Annotated in this window: 11 protein-coding genes; all 11 read left to right on the forward strand. The window is 48.4% G+C overall.

Annotated elements, in window-relative coordinates:
- Positions 1-2: 2 nt before the first annotated feature.
- The 11 genes from ABIE50_RS13140 to ABIE50_RS13190 all read left to right on the forward strand — a co-directional run bounded on the left by ABIE50_RS13140 (position 3) and on the right by ABIE50_RS13190 (position 20,737).
- Complete coding sequence (locus tag ABIE50_RS13140; protein WP_209860891.1) at positions 3-1,532, forward strand: beta-N-acetylhexosaminidase; 1,530 nt, start codon at positions 3-5, stop codon at positions 1,530-1,532.
- Complete coding sequence (locus ABIE50_RS13145; RefSeq protein ID WP_209860889.1) at positions 1,529-2,863, forward strand: sugar MFS transporter; 1,335 nt, start codon at positions 1,529-1,531, stop codon at positions 2,861-2,863. The genes ABIE50_RS13140 and ABIE50_RS13145 overlap by 4 nt, the downstream gene beginning before the upstream one ends.
- Positions 2,860-4,071: an N-acetylglucosamine-6-phosphate deacetylase gene (gene nagA, locus ABIE50_RS13150; RefSeq protein ID WP_209860887.1), complete on the forward strand. Its 1,212-nt coding sequence runs from the start codon at positions 2,860-2,862 to the stop codon at positions 4,069-4,071. Before ABIE50_RS13145 ends, nagA begins: the two co-directional genes overlap by 4 nt.
- A gap of 8 nt (positions 4,072-4,079) precedes the next feature.
- Positions 4,080-4,853 (forward strand): glucosamine-6-phosphate deaminase, encoded by a 774-nt coding sequence (locus tag ABIE50_RS13155; RefSeq protein WP_209860876.1) that lies wholly within the window; start codon positions 4,080-4,082, stop codon positions 4,851-4,853.
- Positions 4,853-5,494: a carbohydrate-binding family 9-like protein gene (locus ABIE50_RS13160; protein WP_209860874.1), complete on the forward strand. Its 642-nt coding sequence runs from the start codon at positions 4,853-4,855 to the stop codon at positions 5,492-5,494. Before ABIE50_RS13155 ends, ABIE50_RS13160 begins: the two co-directional genes overlap by 1 nt.
- Positions 5,495-5,566: 72 nt before the next feature.
- Complete coding sequence (locus ABIE50_RS13165; RefSeq protein WP_209860871.1) at positions 5,567-6,691, forward strand: acyltransferase family protein; 1,125 nt, start codon at positions 5,567-5,569, stop codon at positions 6,689-6,691.
- A 140-nt stretch (positions 6,692-6,831) separates the two neighbouring features.
- Positions 6,832-10,854 (forward strand): hybrid sensor histidine kinase/response regulator transcription factor, encoded by a 4,023-nt coding sequence (locus ABIE50_RS13170; protein ID WP_209860868.1) that lies wholly within the window; start codon positions 6,832-6,834, stop codon positions 10,852-10,854.
- A 486-nt stretch (positions 10,855-11,340) separates the two neighbouring features.
- Positions 11,341-14,466, forward strand: a complete 3,126-nt coding sequence (locus ABIE50_RS13175; protein ID WP_209860866.1) for a SusC/RagA family TonB-linked outer membrane protein — start codon at positions 11,341-11,343, stop codon at positions 14,464-14,466.
- Between the two features lie 11 nt (positions 14,467-14,477).
- Positions 14,478-16,205 carry a RagB/SusD family nutrient uptake outer membrane protein gene (locus tag ABIE50_RS13180; protein WP_209860864.1) on the forward strand — a complete coding sequence of 576 codons (1,728 nt, stop codon included), beginning with the start codon at positions 14,478-14,480 and terminating at the stop codon, positions 16,203-16,205.
- Between the two features lie 36 nt (positions 16,206-16,241).
- Entirely contained in the window at positions 16,242-19,037 is a 2,796-nt protein-coding gene (locus tag ABIE50_RS13185; protein ID WP_209860862.1) for a SusC/RagA family TonB-linked outer membrane protein, read from the forward strand.
- Positions 19,038-19,066: 29 nt separating this feature from the next.
- Positions 19,067-20,737: a RagB/SusD family nutrient uptake outer membrane protein gene (locus ABIE50_RS13190; RefSeq protein WP_209860860.1), complete on the forward strand. Its 1,671-nt coding sequence runs from the start codon at positions 19,067-19,069 to the stop codon at positions 20,735-20,737.
- The last annotated feature ends 36 nt before the right edge of the window (positions 20,738-20,773 follow it).

Genomic DNA, 20,773 nt, shown 5'->3' on the forward strand with positions numbered 1-20,773 from the left:
CTATGAAAGCGAAACGGTTATTAACAGCGGTGTTATTATTGACCATGTATTTTTCAGCAGCAGGGCAGGCCGATACTTTTCGTGTGAAAGGCTTTCATCTCGACCTGCGCATACAGGTCATGAAGATGCCGGCACTGAAAGCATTTGCACGGCAGTTAAGCGAGCATGGCATAAACACCCTAGTGATGGAATGGGAAGCTTCCTATCCCTATCAGCAACATGCTGTTATTTCTAACCGTTATGCCTATACGCGTGAAGAAGTTGTGGATTTTGTAAAGTACTGCAATGGATTAGGAATAGATGTAATTCCCCTTCAGCAAAGCTTTGGCCATGTGGAGTATATCCTCCGCCACTGGCGTTACCGGGAGCTGAGGGAAGACCAGAAAGATTATTCACAGGTAAATCCTGTTAAAGAAGAAGAATGCAAAGCGCTTTTCAGGGATCTGTATAAAGATCTTATCTCCACACATACCTCCCGCTACATCCATATTGGTGGTGACGAAACTTACCTGCTTGGTCATTCGGAAGCATCTAAACAAAAGGTGGAAAAGGTGGGTAAAGGGCGTTTGTATGGCGACTATATAAAAATGCTTTGCGAGCTGGTGGTAAGCCTGGGTAAAGTACCGGTAGTATGGGCGGATATTGCGCTGAAATACCCGGATGCATTGCAGGGATTACCTAAGCAAACCGTTTTCGTCGACTGGAATTATGGATGGGACCTTCACCGCTTTGGTGATCATGAAAAACTGATGCACAGCGGGTTTGAAATATGGGGTTCACCGGCTGTCAGGAGCGGGCCGGATAATTATTTCCTGGCCGACTGGGAGAAGCATTTCAAAAATATCCATGATTTCATTCCACAGGCGCGTGCCCTGGGTTATCGCGGAATGATCATGACTTCTTGGTCTACCTCCGGCCTGTATTCCCCTGTATTTGAAACGGCTACTGATATTACCGATCTGTATGCTATCCGCAGGGTGTATCCTATCACCGGTTTTGATATGCTCATAGCCGCTTATTTTGAAAGTTTGCGTACCACCGCACCGCTGGATGCATCGCAGTTCATTACCGGTTATTGCCGCCGGATGTATGGCTTTAACGATGCGCAGGCTATGACATTCTGGAATGCACTGAAGAAAGCGCCTTATGAAGTATCGCAGGGGATGGTAGTGAAGCAGGGAGTATCACTCGCTGCTTTGCTGGATAGTGCCAGGGAAACCGCTGCAGCACTACGTTCCCTTAAGCCGATTAAAAACCGGTCCGGTTTTGCGCACTTCGGGTTAATGAATGATATCAGGATCTTTTACCTGTCCTGTTTGATTGTAGAAGCTAAGACGAATGATGTGAATTATACGCGCGACAAAGCGCCTGCTTTACTGCAACAGTTGAACAGCCTGCAACCGGAACAGTTGAATGAGCGTTTCGCGCAGATGAACAAAGATGTGTTATATCCCTCGGAGATCAACACGGAGAATACCTTGCGTAATGAAAGATGGAACCTGTTAAAAAATAAGCTGGAAGCTAGCAAATGACACAAATGAATATGCCCGCAGTGCTGGTGAAGAAGAAAAACGATACGGTCCCGATTGTGATCATCGGGTTGATGTTTTTTATTTTCGGGATGGTGACCTGGATCAATGCTATCCTGATCCCTTACTTTAAGATCGGTTGTGAGCTGAATAATTTTCAATCATACCTGGTAGCTTTTGCATTTTACATTGCCTACCTGGTAATGTCGCTACCCGCCGCTTACCTGCTGAAGAAAACCGGGTTCCGGAAAGGGATGATGACCGGTTTCTGGATCATGGCCTCCGGTACCTTGTTGTTTGTGCCTGCCGGTATGATGAGGGCGTACCCGCTTTTCCTGGCCGGCCTTTTCACAACAGGACTTGGTCTGGCTATCCTGCAAACCGCCGCCAATCCATACATTACCATACTTGGCGATAGAGAGCGGGCAGCACAACGGTTCAGCATTATGGGCATATGTAATAAAGCCGCGGGTATACTGGCGCCGCTTTTATTTGCAGTAGCTGTTATCCGTCCTGGTGATCAAACGCTTTTTAAGGAGCTGCACGGGATGCCCTACCCGGAAAAAGCTGTGGTGCTGGATCAGCTGATCCGGCGGGTGGTAGCGCCTTATGCAGTGGTAACAGCTGTTTTGTTTTTGCTGGGGTTGATGATCAGGTTTTCTCCTTTACCGGAAATAAATACCGATGAAGAAGATACCGCATCTGGTGCATTGCGTACGAACAGGAAGAGTGTATTGGATTTCCCTCACCTCGTATTGGGAGCGGTGGCTATTTTTTTTCACGTGGGATCGCAGGTGATAGCAGTAGATAGTATAATCAACTACGCATCCGGTATGGGCATGCCTTTTCTGGAAGCAAAAACATTTCCGTCGTATACGCTATCGGCCACCATTACGGGGTATATACTGGGCATATTATTGATCCCAAGGTTTTTGTCGCAGCTCACCGCGCTCCGTATCTGTACCTTACTGGGACTTTTATTCAGCTGCATGATCCCGCTTATCCATGGTGAAGTGAACTTGTTAGGACACCGTACAGATGTATCTGTTTGGTGTATTGTATTGCTCGGGTTCGCCAACTCCATGATATGGGCGGGTATATGGCCGCTGGCGCTTGATGGCCTTGGGCGGTTTATAAAAACAGGCGCATCACTGCTGGTGATGGGGCTGTGCGGCAATGCCATCCTGCCGTTGCTGTATGGCTATTGGGCCGATAAATATGGCCTGCGGGCCGCTTACCTGGTATTGCTGCCCTGTTATGCTTACCTGATCTTTTATGCTTTTTATGCCTATGGTATGAGGAGCTGGAAACATAAAACCGGGATTGAAAAATGAAATACCTGAAGATATATAACGGTACAGTGCTTACACCACAGCGCACCATTAAAGATGGCTGCGTGATTATTGCGGATGGTATAATTGAAGAAGTAAGCGACAGGAACATTGATGTACCCGGTGCGATAGAAATAGATGCCCGTGGAAAATATATTGCACCCGGATTTATTGATATGCATGTGCATGGAGGGGGCGGTCATGATTTTATGGACAACACGCCAGAGGCATTTTTGCAGGTTGCCGCCACTCATGCCCGGTATGGCACCACCGCCATGATGCCTACCACCCTGAGCTGCGACAAACAGGATCTGCTGGATACGCTCCGTATCTATGAGCAGGCCGATAAACAAAATCATCGTGGCGCCACCTTTGCAGGGCTGCATATTGAAGGCCCCTACTTTTCCATGCAACAGAAAGGCGCCCAGGATCCACGTTATATCCGTGATCCTGACCCGGAAGAATATACGGAAATACTTTCCCGTTCCAACTCCATTAAAAGATGGAGCGCTGCCCCGGAATTACCTGGCGCACTGGCATTCGGGAGGTATTTAACCGGCAGGAATATCCTGGCTGCGCTGGCGCATACAGATGCCGTTTATGATGAAGTAGTAAAAGGATATGAAGCAGGGTTTACACATGCCACGCATTTTTATTCCTGTATGTCGGGTGTTTCCCGGCGCAATGCATTCCGGTATGCTGGCGTCATTGAAAGCGCCTATCTCCTGGAAGGCATGACGGTAGAGATCATTGCAGACGGTATCCATTTACCCCCACCTTTGCTGAAGCTGGTGTATAAGATCAAAGGGCCTGAACGTACGGCACTGATTACAGATGCCATGCGCGCCGCCGCTATGCCCGAAGGACCCTCCGTATTGGGCAGCTATAAAAACGGGCTGGAGGTAATGGTGGAAGATGGAGTAGCCAAACTGCCGGACCGCAGCGCTTTTGCGGGTAGTGTGGCTACTGCGGACCGCCTGGTGCGCAACATGATAGAACTGGCGGAGGTACCCCTCAGAGATGCTGTAAGGATGATGAGTGAAACACCAGCCACCATCCTGGGTATACAAAACAGGAAAGGAACACTGGTAAAAGGGAAAGACGCTGATGTGATCATCTTCGGGAACAACATACACATCGATGTTACTATTGTAAACGGTAACATCGTGCACATGACGGAAGAAAATTTTTCCGGTCATCTCATTAAATAAAAACAAACATGATAAAGGAATTTAAAGCAGGGCAGTTAACAGTGAAAATTTATCCTGAACGGAGGGCAATGGGTAATGCTGCCGCAGCAATGATATCGGCCACACTCCGGCGCTTGCTGGAGCAAAAAGAAGCAGTCAGTATCATTTTTGCGGCAGCGCCTTCCCAGGAGGAGATGCTGGAAGCACTGGTGAATGAAACGGGTATTGAGTGGAGCCGCGTGCACGCTTTTCATATGGATGAATATATTGGCCTGCCGGCCGATGCGCCACAGGGATTTGGTAATTTTCTGAAGCAACGGATCTTCGATCTCCTGCCTTTCCGTACTATAAATTATATAGATGGAAGCGGTACCGAAGCGGCCTGTGTAAAATACGGCTGCCTGTTACAAGCCCATCCTGCAGATATAGTGTGCATGGGGATAGGAGAGAATGGTCACCTGGCTTTCAACGATCCACCCGCGGCGGATTTTAATGACCCGCTGCCGGTGAAAATAGTTGAGCTGGATGAAGTATGCCGGCAACAGCAGGTGAATGATGGTTGTTTTGCCACGCTGGCAGCAGTGCCCACACATGCAGTTACATTAACGATCCCTTCTTTGCTGCAGGCGCCGCATATTTTTTGTGTAGTGCCCGGCGAAAGGAAAGCAACGGCAGTATATGATACTATTCACCAAAGCATACAGCCACAGCATCCTTCTACTATTCTGCGGAATCACAACGGGGCAACGCTTTTCCTGGATGCGCAGAGCAGTGATCAGTTAAGCATTCAAAAAAACGGATGATGCGAAAACTGGAGGTGCCCTTTATTCCGTTGGATGGTAAGCCCGCGCCAGCCGCTGTCAGCATGCTGCTCGACGGGTTGCCGCCGGTGCCCATCAGCTGTAACCCCTGGCCGCAGTACGAACACACGGTGAGGGCTGCATTTTCCATGGCGCATAGTGAGGATGCTATTTTGCTGAAATATTATGTGAAGGAAAGTCACCTGCTGGCAGCTGCTTCTACCAACGGGGATATTCATAAAGACAGCTGTGTGGAATTTTTTGTTGCCTGTGATGATAACGGGAACTATTATAACCTGGAGTTTAATTGTATCGGCTGGTGTAAGGCAGGCTTTGGATCAAGCCGTGATAACAGGGCGCCACTGCCTGTTACCGCTACCGATCTTATTGCAACGGCCACCCACATTACTTCAGCGGTAGCGAATGGCAGGAGGTCGTTTATGTGGGAATTAACTGTAGTGATACCTGTAGCCGTGTTCAGTTATCATCACATTGCCAGGCTCAAAGCCATGAAAGTGAAAGGTAACTTTTACAAATGCGGGGATGAGATGCCAGCTCCTCATTTTCTGACCTGGAACGATGTAAAGGCTGCTATGCCTGATTTCCATCGCCGGGAAGATTTTGCAGAGATCTGTTTTCTCTAACTAATAGTGTACTGCAATGCGGTGGAAATTATTATACATGAATTTAAATTTACCCCTTTATCTTAGTTAAATATGAAGGCCGTACCGGAAAGATACCTGGCATTGGATGTACTCAGGGGAATGATTATTGCTTTTATGATAATAGTGAATACACCCGGTAACTGGAGCGCCATTTATGCGCCTTTGAAACATTCCGACTGGAATGGCTGTACCGTTACAGACCTGGTGTTCCCCTCTTTTCTTTTCGTGGTAGGGAATGCCCTCAGCTTCAGTATGGGAAAGTTGAACAGTCTTTCCCATACTGCATTTGCAGGCAAGGTATTCCGGCGCACAATCATCATTTTTATTATCGGCATATTGCTGGGCATTTTCCCTTTTGTACAGTTTGAAGAAGGACGTTATGCGTGGAAAAGCCTGGCTGATACCAGGCTATGGGGCGTATTGCAACGTATTGCCGTTTGTTACTGTATTGCAGCGTTTATGATCCGATACATGAATAAACGCGCACTCATTACAGGCAGTGTATTCATATTGCTGTTGTACTGGCTGGTGTTATATTATTTTGGTACGCCGCCTGACCGTTATAGTATGGAAGCCAATGCGGTGGGGCGGTTAGACAGGCTTTATTTATCTCCCCGGAATATCTACAGGCATTACGGGTTCCCGTTTGATCCGCTGGGATTACTGAGCACCTTCCCTGCAGTAGTGAATGTGATTGCCGGATACCTCACAGGTAGCTTTGTGCAGCGGCATGGAAAACATCGTAGCGGTATCATGAAGCTGTTACTGGCTGGAGCATTGATGACAGGAGCAGGGTTGTTATGGGGCCTCTTTTTTCCCATTAATAAACCATTGTGGACCAGTTCCTATGTGTTGTATGCCACGGGGATTGTATTGTTGGTACTGGCTGTACTGATCACTATTGTAAAGATAGGATGGCTTCGCAGGTGGGCGTATTTTTTTGAAGTATTCGGCAAAAATCCCTTGTTCATATACATCATTGCCGCCATGCTGATTGTATTGGCGGGCATTATACACGTTGATGGATCATCTGTGAAAGGAGTGATTTACAGGGAAGCTTTTACCCGTTGGTTATCTCCCAAAAATGCCTCCCTGCTCTTTGCTGTTATTTATATGTTGATAATATGGCTGATAGGATATATAATGGACAGGAGAAAGATATATATTAAAGTATAGTCATCCATAAGAAGACTTATTGTTGTCGTATTAACATTTAATTATTATCTTGGTTGAAGGCATCTTATAGAAGATGCTCTTCAAAGCACGAAGAAGTGATCTATACTTATCCACGTACTAGCATTATATACCTATTTCTGTTGTTGCTGGCTGTATGCATTGATGCAAGGGCGCAACAGCAGCCTATCAGTCACCTTGGCATTGAGCGGGGGCTGTCTAATAATTCCGTTACCTGTATCCATAAAGACCGTTATGGTTTTATGTGGTTCGGCACGTACGACGGGTTAAACCGTTTCGATGGTTACAGCTTTAAAGTTTCCCGGCAGCAATTGAAAGCGCCTAATTCCCTGACCAATAACCGTATTGTTACCATTGCAGAAGATTCCACTGGTTTTATGTGGGTGGGCACCAAACACGGGGCCAACCGGTTGAATGGGGCAACGGGTTTGTTCCAGCCTGTTTATTATCATCCATGGAAAAAGCATGATACTCTGCAGGTGTTATCAGAAGTGTATGCCATTGTTACCAACCGCAAAGGACAGGTGCTTATGGGTACTTCCAATAATGGTTTTCTCGTGTACCCGCCCAATAGTGGCCTGGCCAGGCAAATCCCGCTGGTAAACGGCGACACCGTTCTGTCCAATAATGTGCCGGCTATTGTAAACGATGTCCGGGGCCGCTGCTGGCTGATTATACAAAACGTAGGGCTTTGCCGCTATGATGAAGAGAAACAACTGCTCACAGTGGTGAACCGCCAACAGAAGAGAGGTAACTGTCTACTTGCAGATGCCAATGGTCAGCTATGGATGGGAACCGATGAAGGCGTATATAGATATGATCCCTCATCCAATACCCTTTCACGTTCACCGGAGGCCACGCGGCAACAGGATAGTAAAGTGATCAGTTTAACAATAGATAAGAACCGGCAGCTGTGGGTATCTACCGATGGTGACGGCATTTTTGTAATGCCCGCTGAAGGCGGCACGGCATGGCAGCTGCAAACCGGTAAAGATAAATCATCGCTTTCCAGCAATGCCGTTTATGCCGTGTATGAAGATAATGACCAGCGCAAGTGGATTGGCACCCTGCGCGGTGGTGTGAATATCATCGATAAACAGAAATCCCGTTTTACTACTATCAATCCCAGTCCTTCGCCAGGTAACAGTCCGGCTGCCAATTTTGCTTTTTCATTTTGTGAAGATGATAATAAAGATATCTGGATAGGTACCGACGGTGCAGGCATTTCCGTATGGAACCGCCGACAGGACAGCTATACGGCGTTTGTTCATAAAGCCGGCATCCCTGGCTCACTCAGTAACAACAATGTAACCAGCATCGTAAAAGACCAGGACAATAATATATGGGTAGCTACTTTTGGCGGCGGCATAAACCGTTACAATAAGGCTACAGGTACTTTTGAAAAATATCCCTGCAGCCTGAACGGGTATGAAGATAAATTTGTATGGAAGCTGTATCTCGATAGCCAGAATACCCTCTGGGCAGGCGCCTGCATGGGAGGCACCATTTACCGCTTTAACAGGGCGGCCAACCGTTTCGAATGTTTTGATCCCGGTCTGCGCGATATCATCACCATCTCAGAAGATAAAGCCGGCAACCTTTGGCTGGGTACCTTCAACAGGCTGATAAAGGCGGATACAAAAAAACGGCAACACAGCTATTATAATATGGACTTTAATGTCCGCGCCATTTATGAAGACAAAGCCGGTCATTTCTGGGTCGGTACAGAAGGAGGCGGCCTGGTGAATTTCGACCGCAGTACCGGTAAAAGCAGCACCATTGCCCAGCAGGAAGGACTGCCCAACAATGCGGTATTAAATATTGAGGAAGATAATAAAGGCAACCTGTGGCTGAGCACCTATAACGGCATCGCCCGTTACAGTCCTGCTACCGGCCAGTGTAAAAGCTTTTATGAGTCGGACGGGTTGCAGAGCAACCAGTTCAACTACAATGCTTCCCTGCAGTTATCAACCGGGGAGCTGCTGTTCGGCGGTATCAAAGGGTTTAATATTTTTGACCCTGCCGCCATTGAAGAGAAAACAGATTTTCCCACCCTGCTCATCGCCGGCCTGCGGATCTCCAATACGCCGTATGACCATGAACAGCCGCTCACCACCCTGCAGGAGCTGGTGCTGCCTTATGATAAGGCCGTTTTTTCACTGGACTATGTAGCGCTGGAATATTCCTCCCCCGATAAAATCAGCTATGCATATTATATGGAGGGCTGGGATAACGACTGGAACTATGTAAACAGCCAACGGACTGCCAATTACACCCGCCTGCATGAGGGCAGTTACCGCTTCCGTATAAAAAGCACCAATGCCGATGGCAGCTGGAACCCGAAAGAGCGCGTCATAAAAATCACTGTATTGCCCCCCTGGTACCGTACCTGGCTGGCATATATAATATATGGACTGCTTACAGGCGGACTGCTGTATGCTTATCGCTTTTACCAGCAGCGACAGGCCCGCCTGCGGTATGAAATAGAATTATCGCGCCTGCATGCAGAAAAAGAGAAAGAAGTACATGAAAAGAGACTATCCTTTTTTACCAATGTATCCCATGAGTTCCGTACCCCGCTCACACTGATCATCAACCCGGTAAAGGAGCTACTGTACAGCGACGGCCGCCAGATTGAAAGCAAGGACCTTACCATTGTATACCGCAATGCCCGCCGTTTGCTAAGCTTGGTGGATCAGTTACTGTTGTTCAGGAAAGCCGACCAGGAGGAAGATCAGCTAAAGATTGTACCCCTTGACCTGGCAGCCATCTGCCGGGAAGTATACCTTTGCTTCACCCACCAGGCCAGCGTAAAAAAGCTGCAGTTTGATTTCAGCTGCGATGCCGAACAGGTAATGGCGTATGCCGACCGGGAGAAAATTGAAGTAGCTTTATTTAACCTGTTGTCCAATGCCTTTAAATATACCCCCGACGGGGGCAGCATCCGCTTCTCCCTGTTGGACGCCGGGGAAGGGATAGTGATCCGTGTGGCCGACAGTGGCTGTGGTATTCCCGGAGATGTAGGGAACCGTTTGTTTGAGCGCTTTTACCAGGTATCAGGAAAAGATACCACCCTGAAAAACGGCTTTGGTATCGGGTTATACCTGGTGAAGCAGTTCGTACAGGCGCACAAAGGCACCGTGACCTATGAAAGTGAGCCTGGCAGCGGCACCACCTTTACCATCACCCTGAAAAAAGGGAAGGAGCACCTGCACGGCTATACGGTTTACGAGGAAACTGCCGGAATGGAAACCTTGCTGGAAGAGTTGGTGGAAGAAGATGACCTTGCGCAGATGGAAGCGGAGGAAGCGGCAGCAGAAGATACGTTGGATGTGTTATTATCGCCCCGGCCAAGCATGCTTATTGTAGACGACAACGGCCAGATCCGCGATTATATTAAAAGCATTTTCCGGAACAGCTTCAATATCTACGAAGCTTCAGAAGGTGGGGAGGGATACCAGCTGGCCAGCAGGCATCTGCCTGATATTATTATCAGTGATGTATTAATGGAGGGACAAAGCGGTATTGAGTTGTGCCGGCAGATAAAGTCGGACCCGGCGCTGGGACATATCCCGGTGGTGTTGCTTACCGCCAGTTCTTCTCCCGAAATAAAACTGAAGGGTATTGAAGGCGGGGCCGACGATTACCTGAGCAAGCCGTTTGATAAAGAGCTGTTTGTAGCCCGCATTACCAATATTATCCGCAGCCGCAATACCCTGCAGCAGTATTTTTATAAGGAAATTACCCTGAATACCGGCAATCAGAAAATATCGGCAGAATACAAGGAGTTCCTTCACCGCTGTATTGCCGTTACGGAAAAGCATCTTGATAACCCTGATTTTAACATCAAGCTGTTTGCCCTTGAAATAGGGATCAGTCATTCCACGCTTTATAAAAAGGTGAAGTCCATTTCAGGGCATTCGGTCAGTGAGTTTATCCGTTTCATCAGGTTGAGGAAAGCCGCTGAACTGCTCATCAATACCGGGTGCAATGTAAACGAGGCTGCATTCCAGGTGGGCTTTAATGATGTGAAGTATTTCCGCGAGCAGTTTTGTAAAGTATTCGAGATGAATCCTTCGGCTTATATCCGCAAGTACCGCAAGAAGTTTGATAAGCGGATTTTGTCTGACTCAGGATTAGGATGATTATGATGATTAACCTGAATTCTTTTTAAATTTCCTGGGAGGAATAATTGGGAGATATAAATATATGCGCTTTTACATCATCCAAATTCTTAAATCATTGAATTAAAATATCAGGCAGGATATTAAACATAATATGGAGATATAAGCAAATATGCCTATATCTCCATCTATATCTTTCAAAAAGTTTAAAAAGAATTCAGGTTAATCATTATAATCATCTTAATCCTGAGTCAGACAAAATCCGCTTTTATCTCCACCTATATCTTCAAAAAATTTAAAAAGAATTCAGGTTAATCATTATAATCATCCTAATCCTGAGTCAGACAAAATCCGCATCAGACAAAATCCGCGAGTTCCCGATCTCACCCCCTAAATAGGCGAATCTCTCCCCCTTGTTTCAGGATGAATCATCCGAATTTTACCCCTGTCAACCAATGTGATGTGTGCGTATGGCTACCGTCATTCTCAAAAAGTAATACTAACGTTATGAAAAAAAGCTACTGTAGTGTGCGGTCTTTTTTACGGATAACATATGTTGTCCTGTTGTCCCTGACCTCCTTACCACTCTTTACTTTTGCCGCCGTAAAACCGGCCGGTGTCATTATTACCGGTAAGGTAACCGATGAAAAAGGCAATGCCCTGATAGGTACCACTATTGTGGTGGAAGGTACCCAGAAATCCACTTCGGCCGATGGGGATGGTAATTACCGGATAGATGTGCCCGACGGAAGGAAAGTGCTGGTATTTTCCTGTATAGGGTATATTACCCGGAAAGTGCCGCTGGGCAGCGGGTCTGTTCTGAACGTAAAAATGCAACCCGATGAAAAGAACCTGGGCGAGGTGATCGTGGTGGGTTACGGTGTGCAGAAAAAGGTAACCGTTACCGGCGCGGTGGCGTCTATCGGTACAAAAGAGCTGCTGCAATCGCCCGTTGCCAACGTATCCAATATGCTGGTGGGGCGCTTACCCGGCCTCATAGCCGTACAGCGAAGCGGGGAGCCCGGCCAGGATGGCTCCAGCCTGAAGATCCGTGGTATTGGTACCCTGGATGCCGGCTCCGGTTCTGATCCGCTTATCATGGTGGATGGTATTGAACGCTCCAATATCAACCAGATAGATCCCAACGAAATAGAAACCATTAATATCCTGAAAGATGCTTCTTCTACCGCGGTATACGGGGTAAGGGGAGCCAACGGCGTTATCCTGATCACCACCCGTCGCGGGAAACTGGGGCCGCCTAAGTTGAGCTTAACCTCCAACCTGGGCAGGCAAAGCCCTACACAGCTGCCCAAAATGGTGAGCAGCTATGAATACGCCCTCCTGAAAAATGAAGCGCTGAAAAATGACGGCAAAGAACCTTACTTCACGCAGGACGACCTGGAGCTGTTCAAATCCGGTAAAGACCCGGTGTTCCATCCCAGCGTGGATTGGTTTGATGTAATGCTGAAACCTTACTCTTTGCAGTCGCAGCACAACCTGAATATCAGCGGCGGCACCCAGCTGGCCAGGTACTTTATTTCAGGCGGCTATTTTGACCAGAACGGTGCATACCGGTATGCCGATTATAACCCCGAGTTCAGCGCCAATCCAAAATACAAGCGGTATAATTTCCGCTCCAACTTTGATTTTGATGTAACGCCGCTGTTCACGGTGAAGGTAAACCTCGGCGGACAGGTAGAGAACCAGAACTACCCGGCCAAATCTGCCGGCGATATTTTCTTCGATGTGCTTTCCGCTAATCCATTCAGCAGTCCGGGTATTGTGGATGGTAAGCTGGTCACCATTTCTGGCGCCGTAAACGGAAGGAACCCGCTGCTCACTATGCTTAATGCCGGTTACCAGCAGTTGTTCAAAAGTAACGTGAATTCTTCCGTTATCCTGAACCACAAACTGGACTTTATTACTGCTGGCTTGTCTGCCCGTGGTACCATTGCTTATGACAGCTGGTATAGCCACTCCATAAGGCGTTCCAAGAACAATGTGACTTACCTCGCCGTGAAGGACCCGGCCAATGCCGGTAATATCCTGTATGTGCCCCAGGGAGAGGAAACTACCCTTGGCTTCAGCGAAAGCTACGATAAGAACCGCAAAATATACGGAGAGCTGGCATTGGATTATAACCGCACTTTCGGCGCGCATAATGTAACCGCGTTGCTGCTGTATAATCAAAGCAAAGCCTATGCGCCCAGTCTTACCTATAAAGTGCCCAATGCCTATCTGGGCATGGCCGGCCGCGTAACTTACAATTACAAAAGCCGCTACCTGGTAGAATTTAACATGGGGTACAACGGTTCAGAGAATTTCCCTGAAGGCAGCAGGTTTGGCTGGTTCCCGGCTTACTCGCTGGGTTGGGTGGCCTCTGATGAGCCCTTCTTCCCGAAAAATAAATACCTCACTTTCCTGAAAATAAGAGGCTCTTATGGAGAAGTGGGCAATGATAAGCTGTCTGATATTTTCAAAGGCGGTTCACGTTTCCTGTATCTGCCCTCTGCATTCGTATACGGCGGTGGATATAATTTCGGGGAAGTAGGTTCTTCTTACCAATGGTATGGCGGTTCCTATGAAGGCAAGCTTGGCAACCCCGATGTTACCTGGGAAAGGGCGAAGAAATCGAACATTGGTCTTGAGATGAAATTGTTTAACGACCGCTTCTTTTTCACCGGTGATTATTTCCAGGAGAAGCGTAACAATATCCTGGCCATGCGTGGCGCGGTGCCTGGTATTGTTGGTGTGAGCGATCTGCCGGCCTATAACCTGGGCAGGGTAAGCAATAAAGGGTTTGAAATGGAAGCCGGGTATAACGATCATATAGGCAAAGTGAATTACTGGCTGAAGGCTAACTATTCTTTTGCCCGTAACAAGATAGAGTTTAAGGATGAAGCGCCGCGTTCCTATCCTTACCAGAATGAAACAGGGAACCCTGTGGGTCAGTACTTTGGGCTGGTGGCGGAAGGATTGTTCAACAGCTGGGAGGAGATCAATGATGCAAAAAGACCGCAATCGTCTTACGCACCCGGTGTGAACGGCCGAGATGCCCTGCAGCCCGGCGATATTCGCTATAAAGATGTGAATGGAGATGGCATCATTAATAACGACGATCAGATGCCTGTAGGCTATTCACAGTTCCCGCAGATAATTTATGGTTTTTCTTTTGGCGGGTCCTGGAAAGGATTTGATGCTTCATTGCTATTCCAGGGTGCAGGCAGGGCGTCAGTATACCTGGAGCAAATGGCGGCATGGCCTTTTGATACCGACTGGCGCAATGCAATGACCATTCACTTGGAACGGTGGACTGAAGAAAGATATAAGGCAGGTGAGAAGATCACTTTTCCCCGGTTGTCGCAAAGTCCTGCCGGTAACAACTACCAGCGTTCCAGCTACTGGTTGAAAGATGCCAGTTACCTGCGACTGAAGAACGTAGAGATTGGCTACACCTTTACCGATGGTATTTTAAAACGTGCAAAGATCGGCAGCGTCAGGGTGTATGCCAATGGTATGAACCTGGTTACGTGGTCATCGCTCAAAACCTATGACCCAGAAGCGCCGGATGGCCGTGGGCAGTTTTATCCGCAGCAAAAAGTGTATAACGTAGGGTTGAATCTGCAGTTCTAAAAAAACAAACTATGCAACAAGTAAAATACTATATCATATTAAGCCTGCTGTTGGGCGCTTTCTTTTCCTGTACAAGGGATTTCCTGGAGAAACCGCCATCCGTGGATATTACGGAGGATACCATTTTTTCAAAGATCAGGAATGCAGAAACATTTTTGTACGATGTATATGGCAACAGTATGCCTTCAGGCTTACCAACCGGTTGGAGCAATAGCAGCAGTGGCGGGATTGTAGCCGGCGTGCTCGCCGCCGCCTGTGATGAAGGGGATATTGCTGACAGCTGGCCCGGCGCCAACCGTTTTAACGAAGGGCAATGGAATGCCAACGATAACCCGGAAGATGATTTCAGTACCCACTACAAAGCCATCCGTAAGGCCAATATTTTTATGGAGCGTATCGACGGCGTACCGGATGCCAGCGGGGAATATAAAGCGCAGCTGAAGGCCGAAGCCCGCTTCCTGCGCGCCCTGCAATACTTTGAGCTGGTAAAGCGCTACGGCGGCGTGCCTATTGTAGACAGGCGTTTGCTGAATAGCGACAACCTGAAACTGCCGCGTAATAAACTGGAAGAGTGTATCAGTTTTATTGTGGCCGATTGTGATGCTGCTCTTGGCGCGTTGCCGGCTGCACAGGAAGGTTTCCTGCGGGGCCGTATCAGCAAGGGTGCTGTGCTGGCGCTGAAATCCCGGGTGCTGTTATATGCGGCAAGTCCTTTGTTTAACAGCGCTACTGCTTATGTGCCCACCACCGATGCCACAGCTGCATTGGTAGGCTATCATAACTATGACGCCACCCGCTGGCAAAAAGCGGCAGATGCGGCCAAAGCAGTGCTGGACTGGGCGCCCACTGGTAGCTGCCGCCTCATCACTGAATTTGGAGCCGATAAGAATTATGAATATGCATGGTCGGAACCAGACAATGCGGAGATCATCCTGGCTAATAAATCCAATGGCAGATGGGGGATCTACAGCGACTACTTCAACTTCACCATGCCGGTGAATATTTATGGAGGTTGGTATGGTATTTCTGTGCCGATGAACTTTGTAAAACTGTATGAGAAGAAAACCGGTGGCGCCCAAACATGGCCTCAGTCGGGCGATAATGCCAATGCCATGTACGCTTCGCTGGACCCCCGCTTTGCACAATCTGTAGGGTATAACGGGGCCAGCTGGAACAGCGAAATAGGCGCTTTACAGATGTATATCAAACCGGATGGTAAGCCGGCCCTGCATGGCGGCGACCGTGGCGGTGGACAATGGATGCATAAATTCCTGCCACGCAGCGTTACCTGGTCTACTTACGGCGCTACCATCAACTGGCCGGTATTCCGCTTAGCGGAATTTTACCTCAACTATGCCGAAGCGCTGAACGAAGCGCAGGGTCCTGTTGCAGAAGTATATACCGCTGTGAATACGATCCGCGCCCGTTCGGGTATGCCTGCGCTTTCAGGCAAATCAAAAGAGGAAATGAGAATGGCTATACGAAATGAGCGGGCAATAGAGCTGGCATTTGAAGAGCACCGCTACTGGGACGTGCGCCGCTGGAAAATTGCCGGTGATGAAGGTGTGATGAACGGGAAAATGTATGGATTGAGATTAAAGCCCATCGACGGCAGTACTGAATTTCATTTCGAACAGGTGGTGTTTGAACAACGGGTCTGGAATGATAAGATGTATCTGTATCCGTTTCCCAACACGGAAATATACAAGCAATACATCGTGCAAAACCCGGGCTGGTAAGCAGGACACCTGATCCTAAACTTCAAATCTGAAAAAATGAACTGTATATATAAATTAAGAACAACAGCATTGCTAACGGTAACGGGCACACTCTTTTCCCTTACCGCATTAGCGCAACCTGCTACAGATTCTGTTCCGGTAACCGCAGATACCACACTGCAGGTACCGGTGGCCTATGGAGAACAGGCATGGTGGAAAGTAACCGGGGCTTACGGAAGGGTGAATGGCAGCGTATTAAGGAAGTCGGCCGCCGCTACGCTGGGCAATGGTCTTTATGGCCGTATACCCGGCCTCACTGTAATGCAGGGCAACGGAGAACCTGGTTATGATGCGCCTTCCATGGCCATACGTGGCCTCAGCTCTTACCGTGGCGCAGGGCTCCTTGTTTTTGTGGATGGTTTTGAAAGTCCTTTTGACCAGCTGGCCGCAGATGAAATAGAAACCATCACCGTGCTGAAAGATGCTGCTGCTACTGCTATGTATGGCATCCGTGGCGCCAATGGCGTATTGCTCGTTACTACTAAAAGAGGTTTCAGCGGTAAGCCTAAAATATCTTTCCGTGCGCAAACAGGATTACAGCGCCCGCAACGCCTGCCTGAGTTCCTGGGATCGTACGACTATGCCACCCTTTATAATGAAGCATTGCGTAATGAAGGCAAAACAGATAAGTATTCACCTGCCGACCTGGAAGCATATAAGAACGGGAACGACAAATACTTTCATCCCGATGTGAACTGGTATGATGAAGTGCTGAAGAAGTCGGCGCCTATGTCGGAATACAATCTGAACCTCAGCGGCGGCAATAGTAATGTTACTTATTTTGTATCGCTGAATGTACTGAAGAATACGGGGTTGTATAAAAATACCGATTCAAAAAGAGAAGAAAATTCCAACGCTAATTTCCTGCGGTATAATTTCCGTTCCAATGTAGACATCAAAGTAACAAAGCGGTTGAGCACTTCGCTTGACCTGGCAGGCAGGGTGGAAGACCGGAGCTATCCCGGTGCAGGCGCCCCTGAAATATGGAACAACATGATGCTGATACCACCCAACGCGTTTCCCGTACGCAACCCGGATAATTCATACGGAGGTACCTCGGTATACCGCGGTAATCCCGTAGCGCTGGTGCTGGGTCGCGGCGTAGCCACCACGCATGCCCGCGCAATGCAGGCCACTATGCGTTTCAGCTACAGCCTGGACCAGGTTACACCCGGCCTGAAGGCCGGAGCGGCAGTATCTTTCAATAACTGGTTCCAGGGCAACGATGATAAAACCAAACAGTTCGCCGTATTCCAGCTGCTGAAAGATCCTGCCGGAGATACCATTTATAATAAGTTTGGTGATAATACCACCATTGTACAGAATGATGGGGTAAACGATCAGTGGAGACGCACCAATACCCAGTTCACCCTCACTTACAACCGCACTTTCGGTGAGCATAGTATTGATGCGCTGGCGCTTTACCAGCAGGATGTATATACCATTTCCGGCAACAATGTTCCTTATGCCCACCAGGGTACATCCGGCAGGATAACGTATGCGTATAAACGAAAGTACATCGGCGAATTTTCCTTTGGTTATAATGGCTCTGAAAATTTCCCCAAAGGCAAGCGCTTTGGCTTTTTTCCGGCAGTATCCGCAGGCTGGATCCTGTCGGAAGAACGATTCCTGCAGCAGGCACAGTGGATCAGTTTCCTGAAGCTGCGGGCCTCTTACGGGCAGGTGGGCAACGACCAGGTGGGAGGACGACGCTTCCCCTATAAACAGTATTATAACAGCGGCGCCGGTTATTACTTTGGCACCGACAACCGCTATGCCGGTGGTATGGACGAAGGGAGCCTTGCCAATCCAGACATTACCTGGGAAAAGGACCGCAGGGCCAACATAGGTATAGATGCCTCGCTGCTGCATAACAGGGTAACCCTGATGTTCGACTTCTTCGATGAGAAAAGAAAGGATATCCTGGCCGAAAGATATGGTGCTATCCCCGGTTACATAGGTGTGGGATTACCTGCGGAGAATGTGGGCAGTGTAAGGAACCGTGGCTTTGAATTGCAGCTGGGCTATCAGAGCGAAGTAAAGCATAGTTTCAGTTATTTTGCTTCTGCTTCCGCTGCTTTTGCACGTAACAAAATATTGTACATGGCAGAAGCACAACAACCCTATGCCTACCTTAACCGTACCGGGCAAAGCATTGGTCAGCCTTTTGGATTGCAGGCTATCGGATTCTTTAAGGATGAAGCCGACATCAGCGCCAGCCCCCAACAGATCTTCGCGCCCGTGAAGCCCGGCGATATCAAGTACAAAGACCAGAACGGTGATAACATCATCGACATTTATGATGAAGTGGCCATTGGTAAACCGGTATTGCCGGAATGGACATTCGGTTTGCACCTGGGTGTACAATACAAAGGCTTTGACCTAGATGCGTTTTTCCAGGGCGTTGCCAATCGCAGTGTGATGTTGTCCGGCCCGCTGGTATGGGCATTTGTAAATGAAGCAAAAGCCGCGCCCATTGCCATGGGCAGGTGGACCCCCGAAACTGCTGCTACCGCTACTTATCCCCGGCTTACCACCGCCGCCAACGACAACAACTACCGCTCCACGGATTTCTGGCAGCGCAACGGCAGCTTTGTAAAACTGCGCAATATAGAACTGGGATATACTTTCCCTGCTTCATTGTTATCGCGCATCAGGCTGCAACAGCTAAGGCTATACGTAAATGCTGTGAACGTATTTTCATTGGATCATATTCATTTTGCAGATCCTGAAACATTAAGCGGATATCCTGCTATGCGCTCTGTGAACGCTGGTATACGTGTGCAATTATGATCATCATCTCAACAAAAAATTTCAATTTTATGAAATATAAGTTTTGGTTATTTTTTACAGGAGTGGTTACCATCATCTCAGCTTCCTGTAAGAAAGACTTCCTGGACAGGCAGATCAGTACAGAGCTTACCAAAGATGAAGTATTTTCATCGTATGCCCGTACCCGTGATTTCCTTATAGGAACCTACGCTTACCTGCCTGATGGTTTTAACCGGCTTGACAATGCTATGCTGGACGCTGCCACAGACGATGCGGAATTCACCTGGGAAGGCAGCGCCATTCAACGTTATAATAACGGCAGCTGGAATCCCTACATTAACCCGGACGACAACTGGAATGCCACGTATGCGGCTATACGCCGCACTAATCTTTACCTGGAGCAATCCGGTAACGTGGACCTCAATATGTATAAGCTCAACCCGGATGCTACCGCGCAGCAAACCTACCGCAATATGGTTGCCGACCTGGAACGCTGGCGTTATGAGAACCGCTTCCTGCGCGCCTACTTTTATTTTGACCTGGTTACCCGCTATGGAGGCGTGCCGCTTATTACCAAAACACTGGGCTTATCCGACAGCCTTAACCTCTCGCGGAGCTCCTACGATGAATGCGTACAGTTCATTGTTTCAGAATGCGATTCTGCAGCAGCACACCTCGGCGCAACAGTAGCCGATAACGATTTGGGCAGGGCCACCAAAGGAGCTGCGCTGGCACTGAAAAGCCGGATGCTGCTCTATTATGCAAGTGATCTGAATAATAAGGGACATGTGAAAGAACGGTGGGTAGCAGCGGCAAAAGCGGCCAAAGAAGTGATCGACCTGAATGTATACCAGCTGGAAAGTAACTACCAGGGATTGTTCCGCAGCACTACCAGCAAGGAGATCATTTTTGCCCACCGCTATGCAGCCAATAATGGTTTTGAACGCGCCAATTATCCTATTGGCTATGACGGCGGAAGCAGTGGTACCACACCCACGCAAAACCTCGTAGACGCCTACGAGATGACGGATGGCAGCGCCTTTAACTGGAATAACCCTGATCATGCGCAGCATCCGTACGATAACCGCGATCCGCGTTTGGCCATGACCGTGATCCTCAATAACTCGCAATGGAAAGGCCGCGCAGTAGAAGCCTTCACCGGTGGCCGCGATGGAGTGGGGGTAGACCGCGCCACCAAAACAGGTTATTATCTCAAGAAATATGTAGATGAAAACCTGGACCTGTTGCTGAATAAAATCAGTGTGCATACCTGGATATTATTCCGTCTGGGTGAAATATATCTCAACTATGCAGAAGCTATGAATGAAGCCTATGGTCCCGACCAGGATCCGCAGGGCTTTGGCTTAACTGCTATACAGGCGGTGAATAAAGTGCGGGACCGCGCTTCAGTGAAGATGCCTTTATTGCAGGCAGGTCAGTGGAATACCGCCACATTGCGTACTAAAATACGCAATGAAAGGAGAGTAGAGCTGGCATTTGAAGAGCACCGCTATTGGGATGTGCGCCGCTGGGAACTGGGTGTGGCATTATTTAATTCGCCCGTATATGGCGTAAAAATAACCCGTACCAACGCCACTACGTTTAAGTATGAGAAAGTAGAAGTGGAAGGAAGGGTGTTCCAGCCAAAGATGTATTGGTATCCCGTGCCACAGGCGGAGAAAATTAAATCGCCTGCGCTCACGCAAACACCGGGCTGGTAAATATACAGGATCATGGATTTTTAAAAGATGAGTGAC

It is taken from the genome of Chitinophaga sp. OAE865 (genome assembly GCF_040546735.1).
Lineage (GTDB): Bacteria > Bacteroidota > Bacteroidia > Chitinophagales > Chitinophagaceae > Chitinophaga > Chitinophaga polysaccharea_A.

Bases quoted from the DNA above. Each gene is read 5' to 3' on its own strand.
- ABIE50_RS13140 (WP_209860891.1), top strand. From the start codon at position 3: ATGAAAGCGAAACGGTTATTAACAGCGGTGTTATTATTGACCATGTAT.
- ABIE50_RS13145 (WP_209860889.1), top strand. From the start codon at position 1,529: ATGACACAAATGAATATGCCCGCAGTGCTGGTGAAGAAGAAAAACGAT.
- nagA (WP_209860887.1), top strand. From the start codon at position 2,860: ATGAAATACCTGAAGATATATAACGGTACAGTGCTTACACCACAGCGC.
- ABIE50_RS13155 (WP_209860876.1), top strand. From the start codon at position 4,080: ATGATAAAGGAATTTAAAGCAGGGCAGTTAACAGTGAAAATTTATCCT.
- ABIE50_RS13160 (WP_209860874.1), top strand. From the start codon at position 4,853: ATGCGAAAACTGGAGGTGCCCTTTATTCCGTTGGATGGTAAGCCCGCG.
- ABIE50_RS13165 (WP_209860871.1), top strand. From the start codon at position 5,567: ATGAAGGCCGTACCGGAAAGATACCTGGCATTGGATGTACTCAGGGGA.
- ABIE50_RS13175 (WP_209860866.1), top strand. From the start codon at position 11,341: ATGAAAAAAAGCTACTGTAGTGTGCGGTCTTTTTTACGGATAACATAT.
- ABIE50_RS13180 (WP_209860864.1), top strand. From the start codon at position 14,478: ATGCAACAAGTAAAATACTATATCATATTAAGCCTGCTGTTGGGCGCT.
- ABIE50_RS13185 (WP_209860862.1), top strand. From the start codon at position 16,242: ATGAACTGTATATATAAATTAAGAACAACAGCATTGCTAACGGTAACG.
- ABIE50_RS13190 (WP_209860860.1), top strand. From the start codon at position 19,067: ATGAAATATAAGTTTTGGTTATTTTTTACAGGAGTGGTTACCATCATC.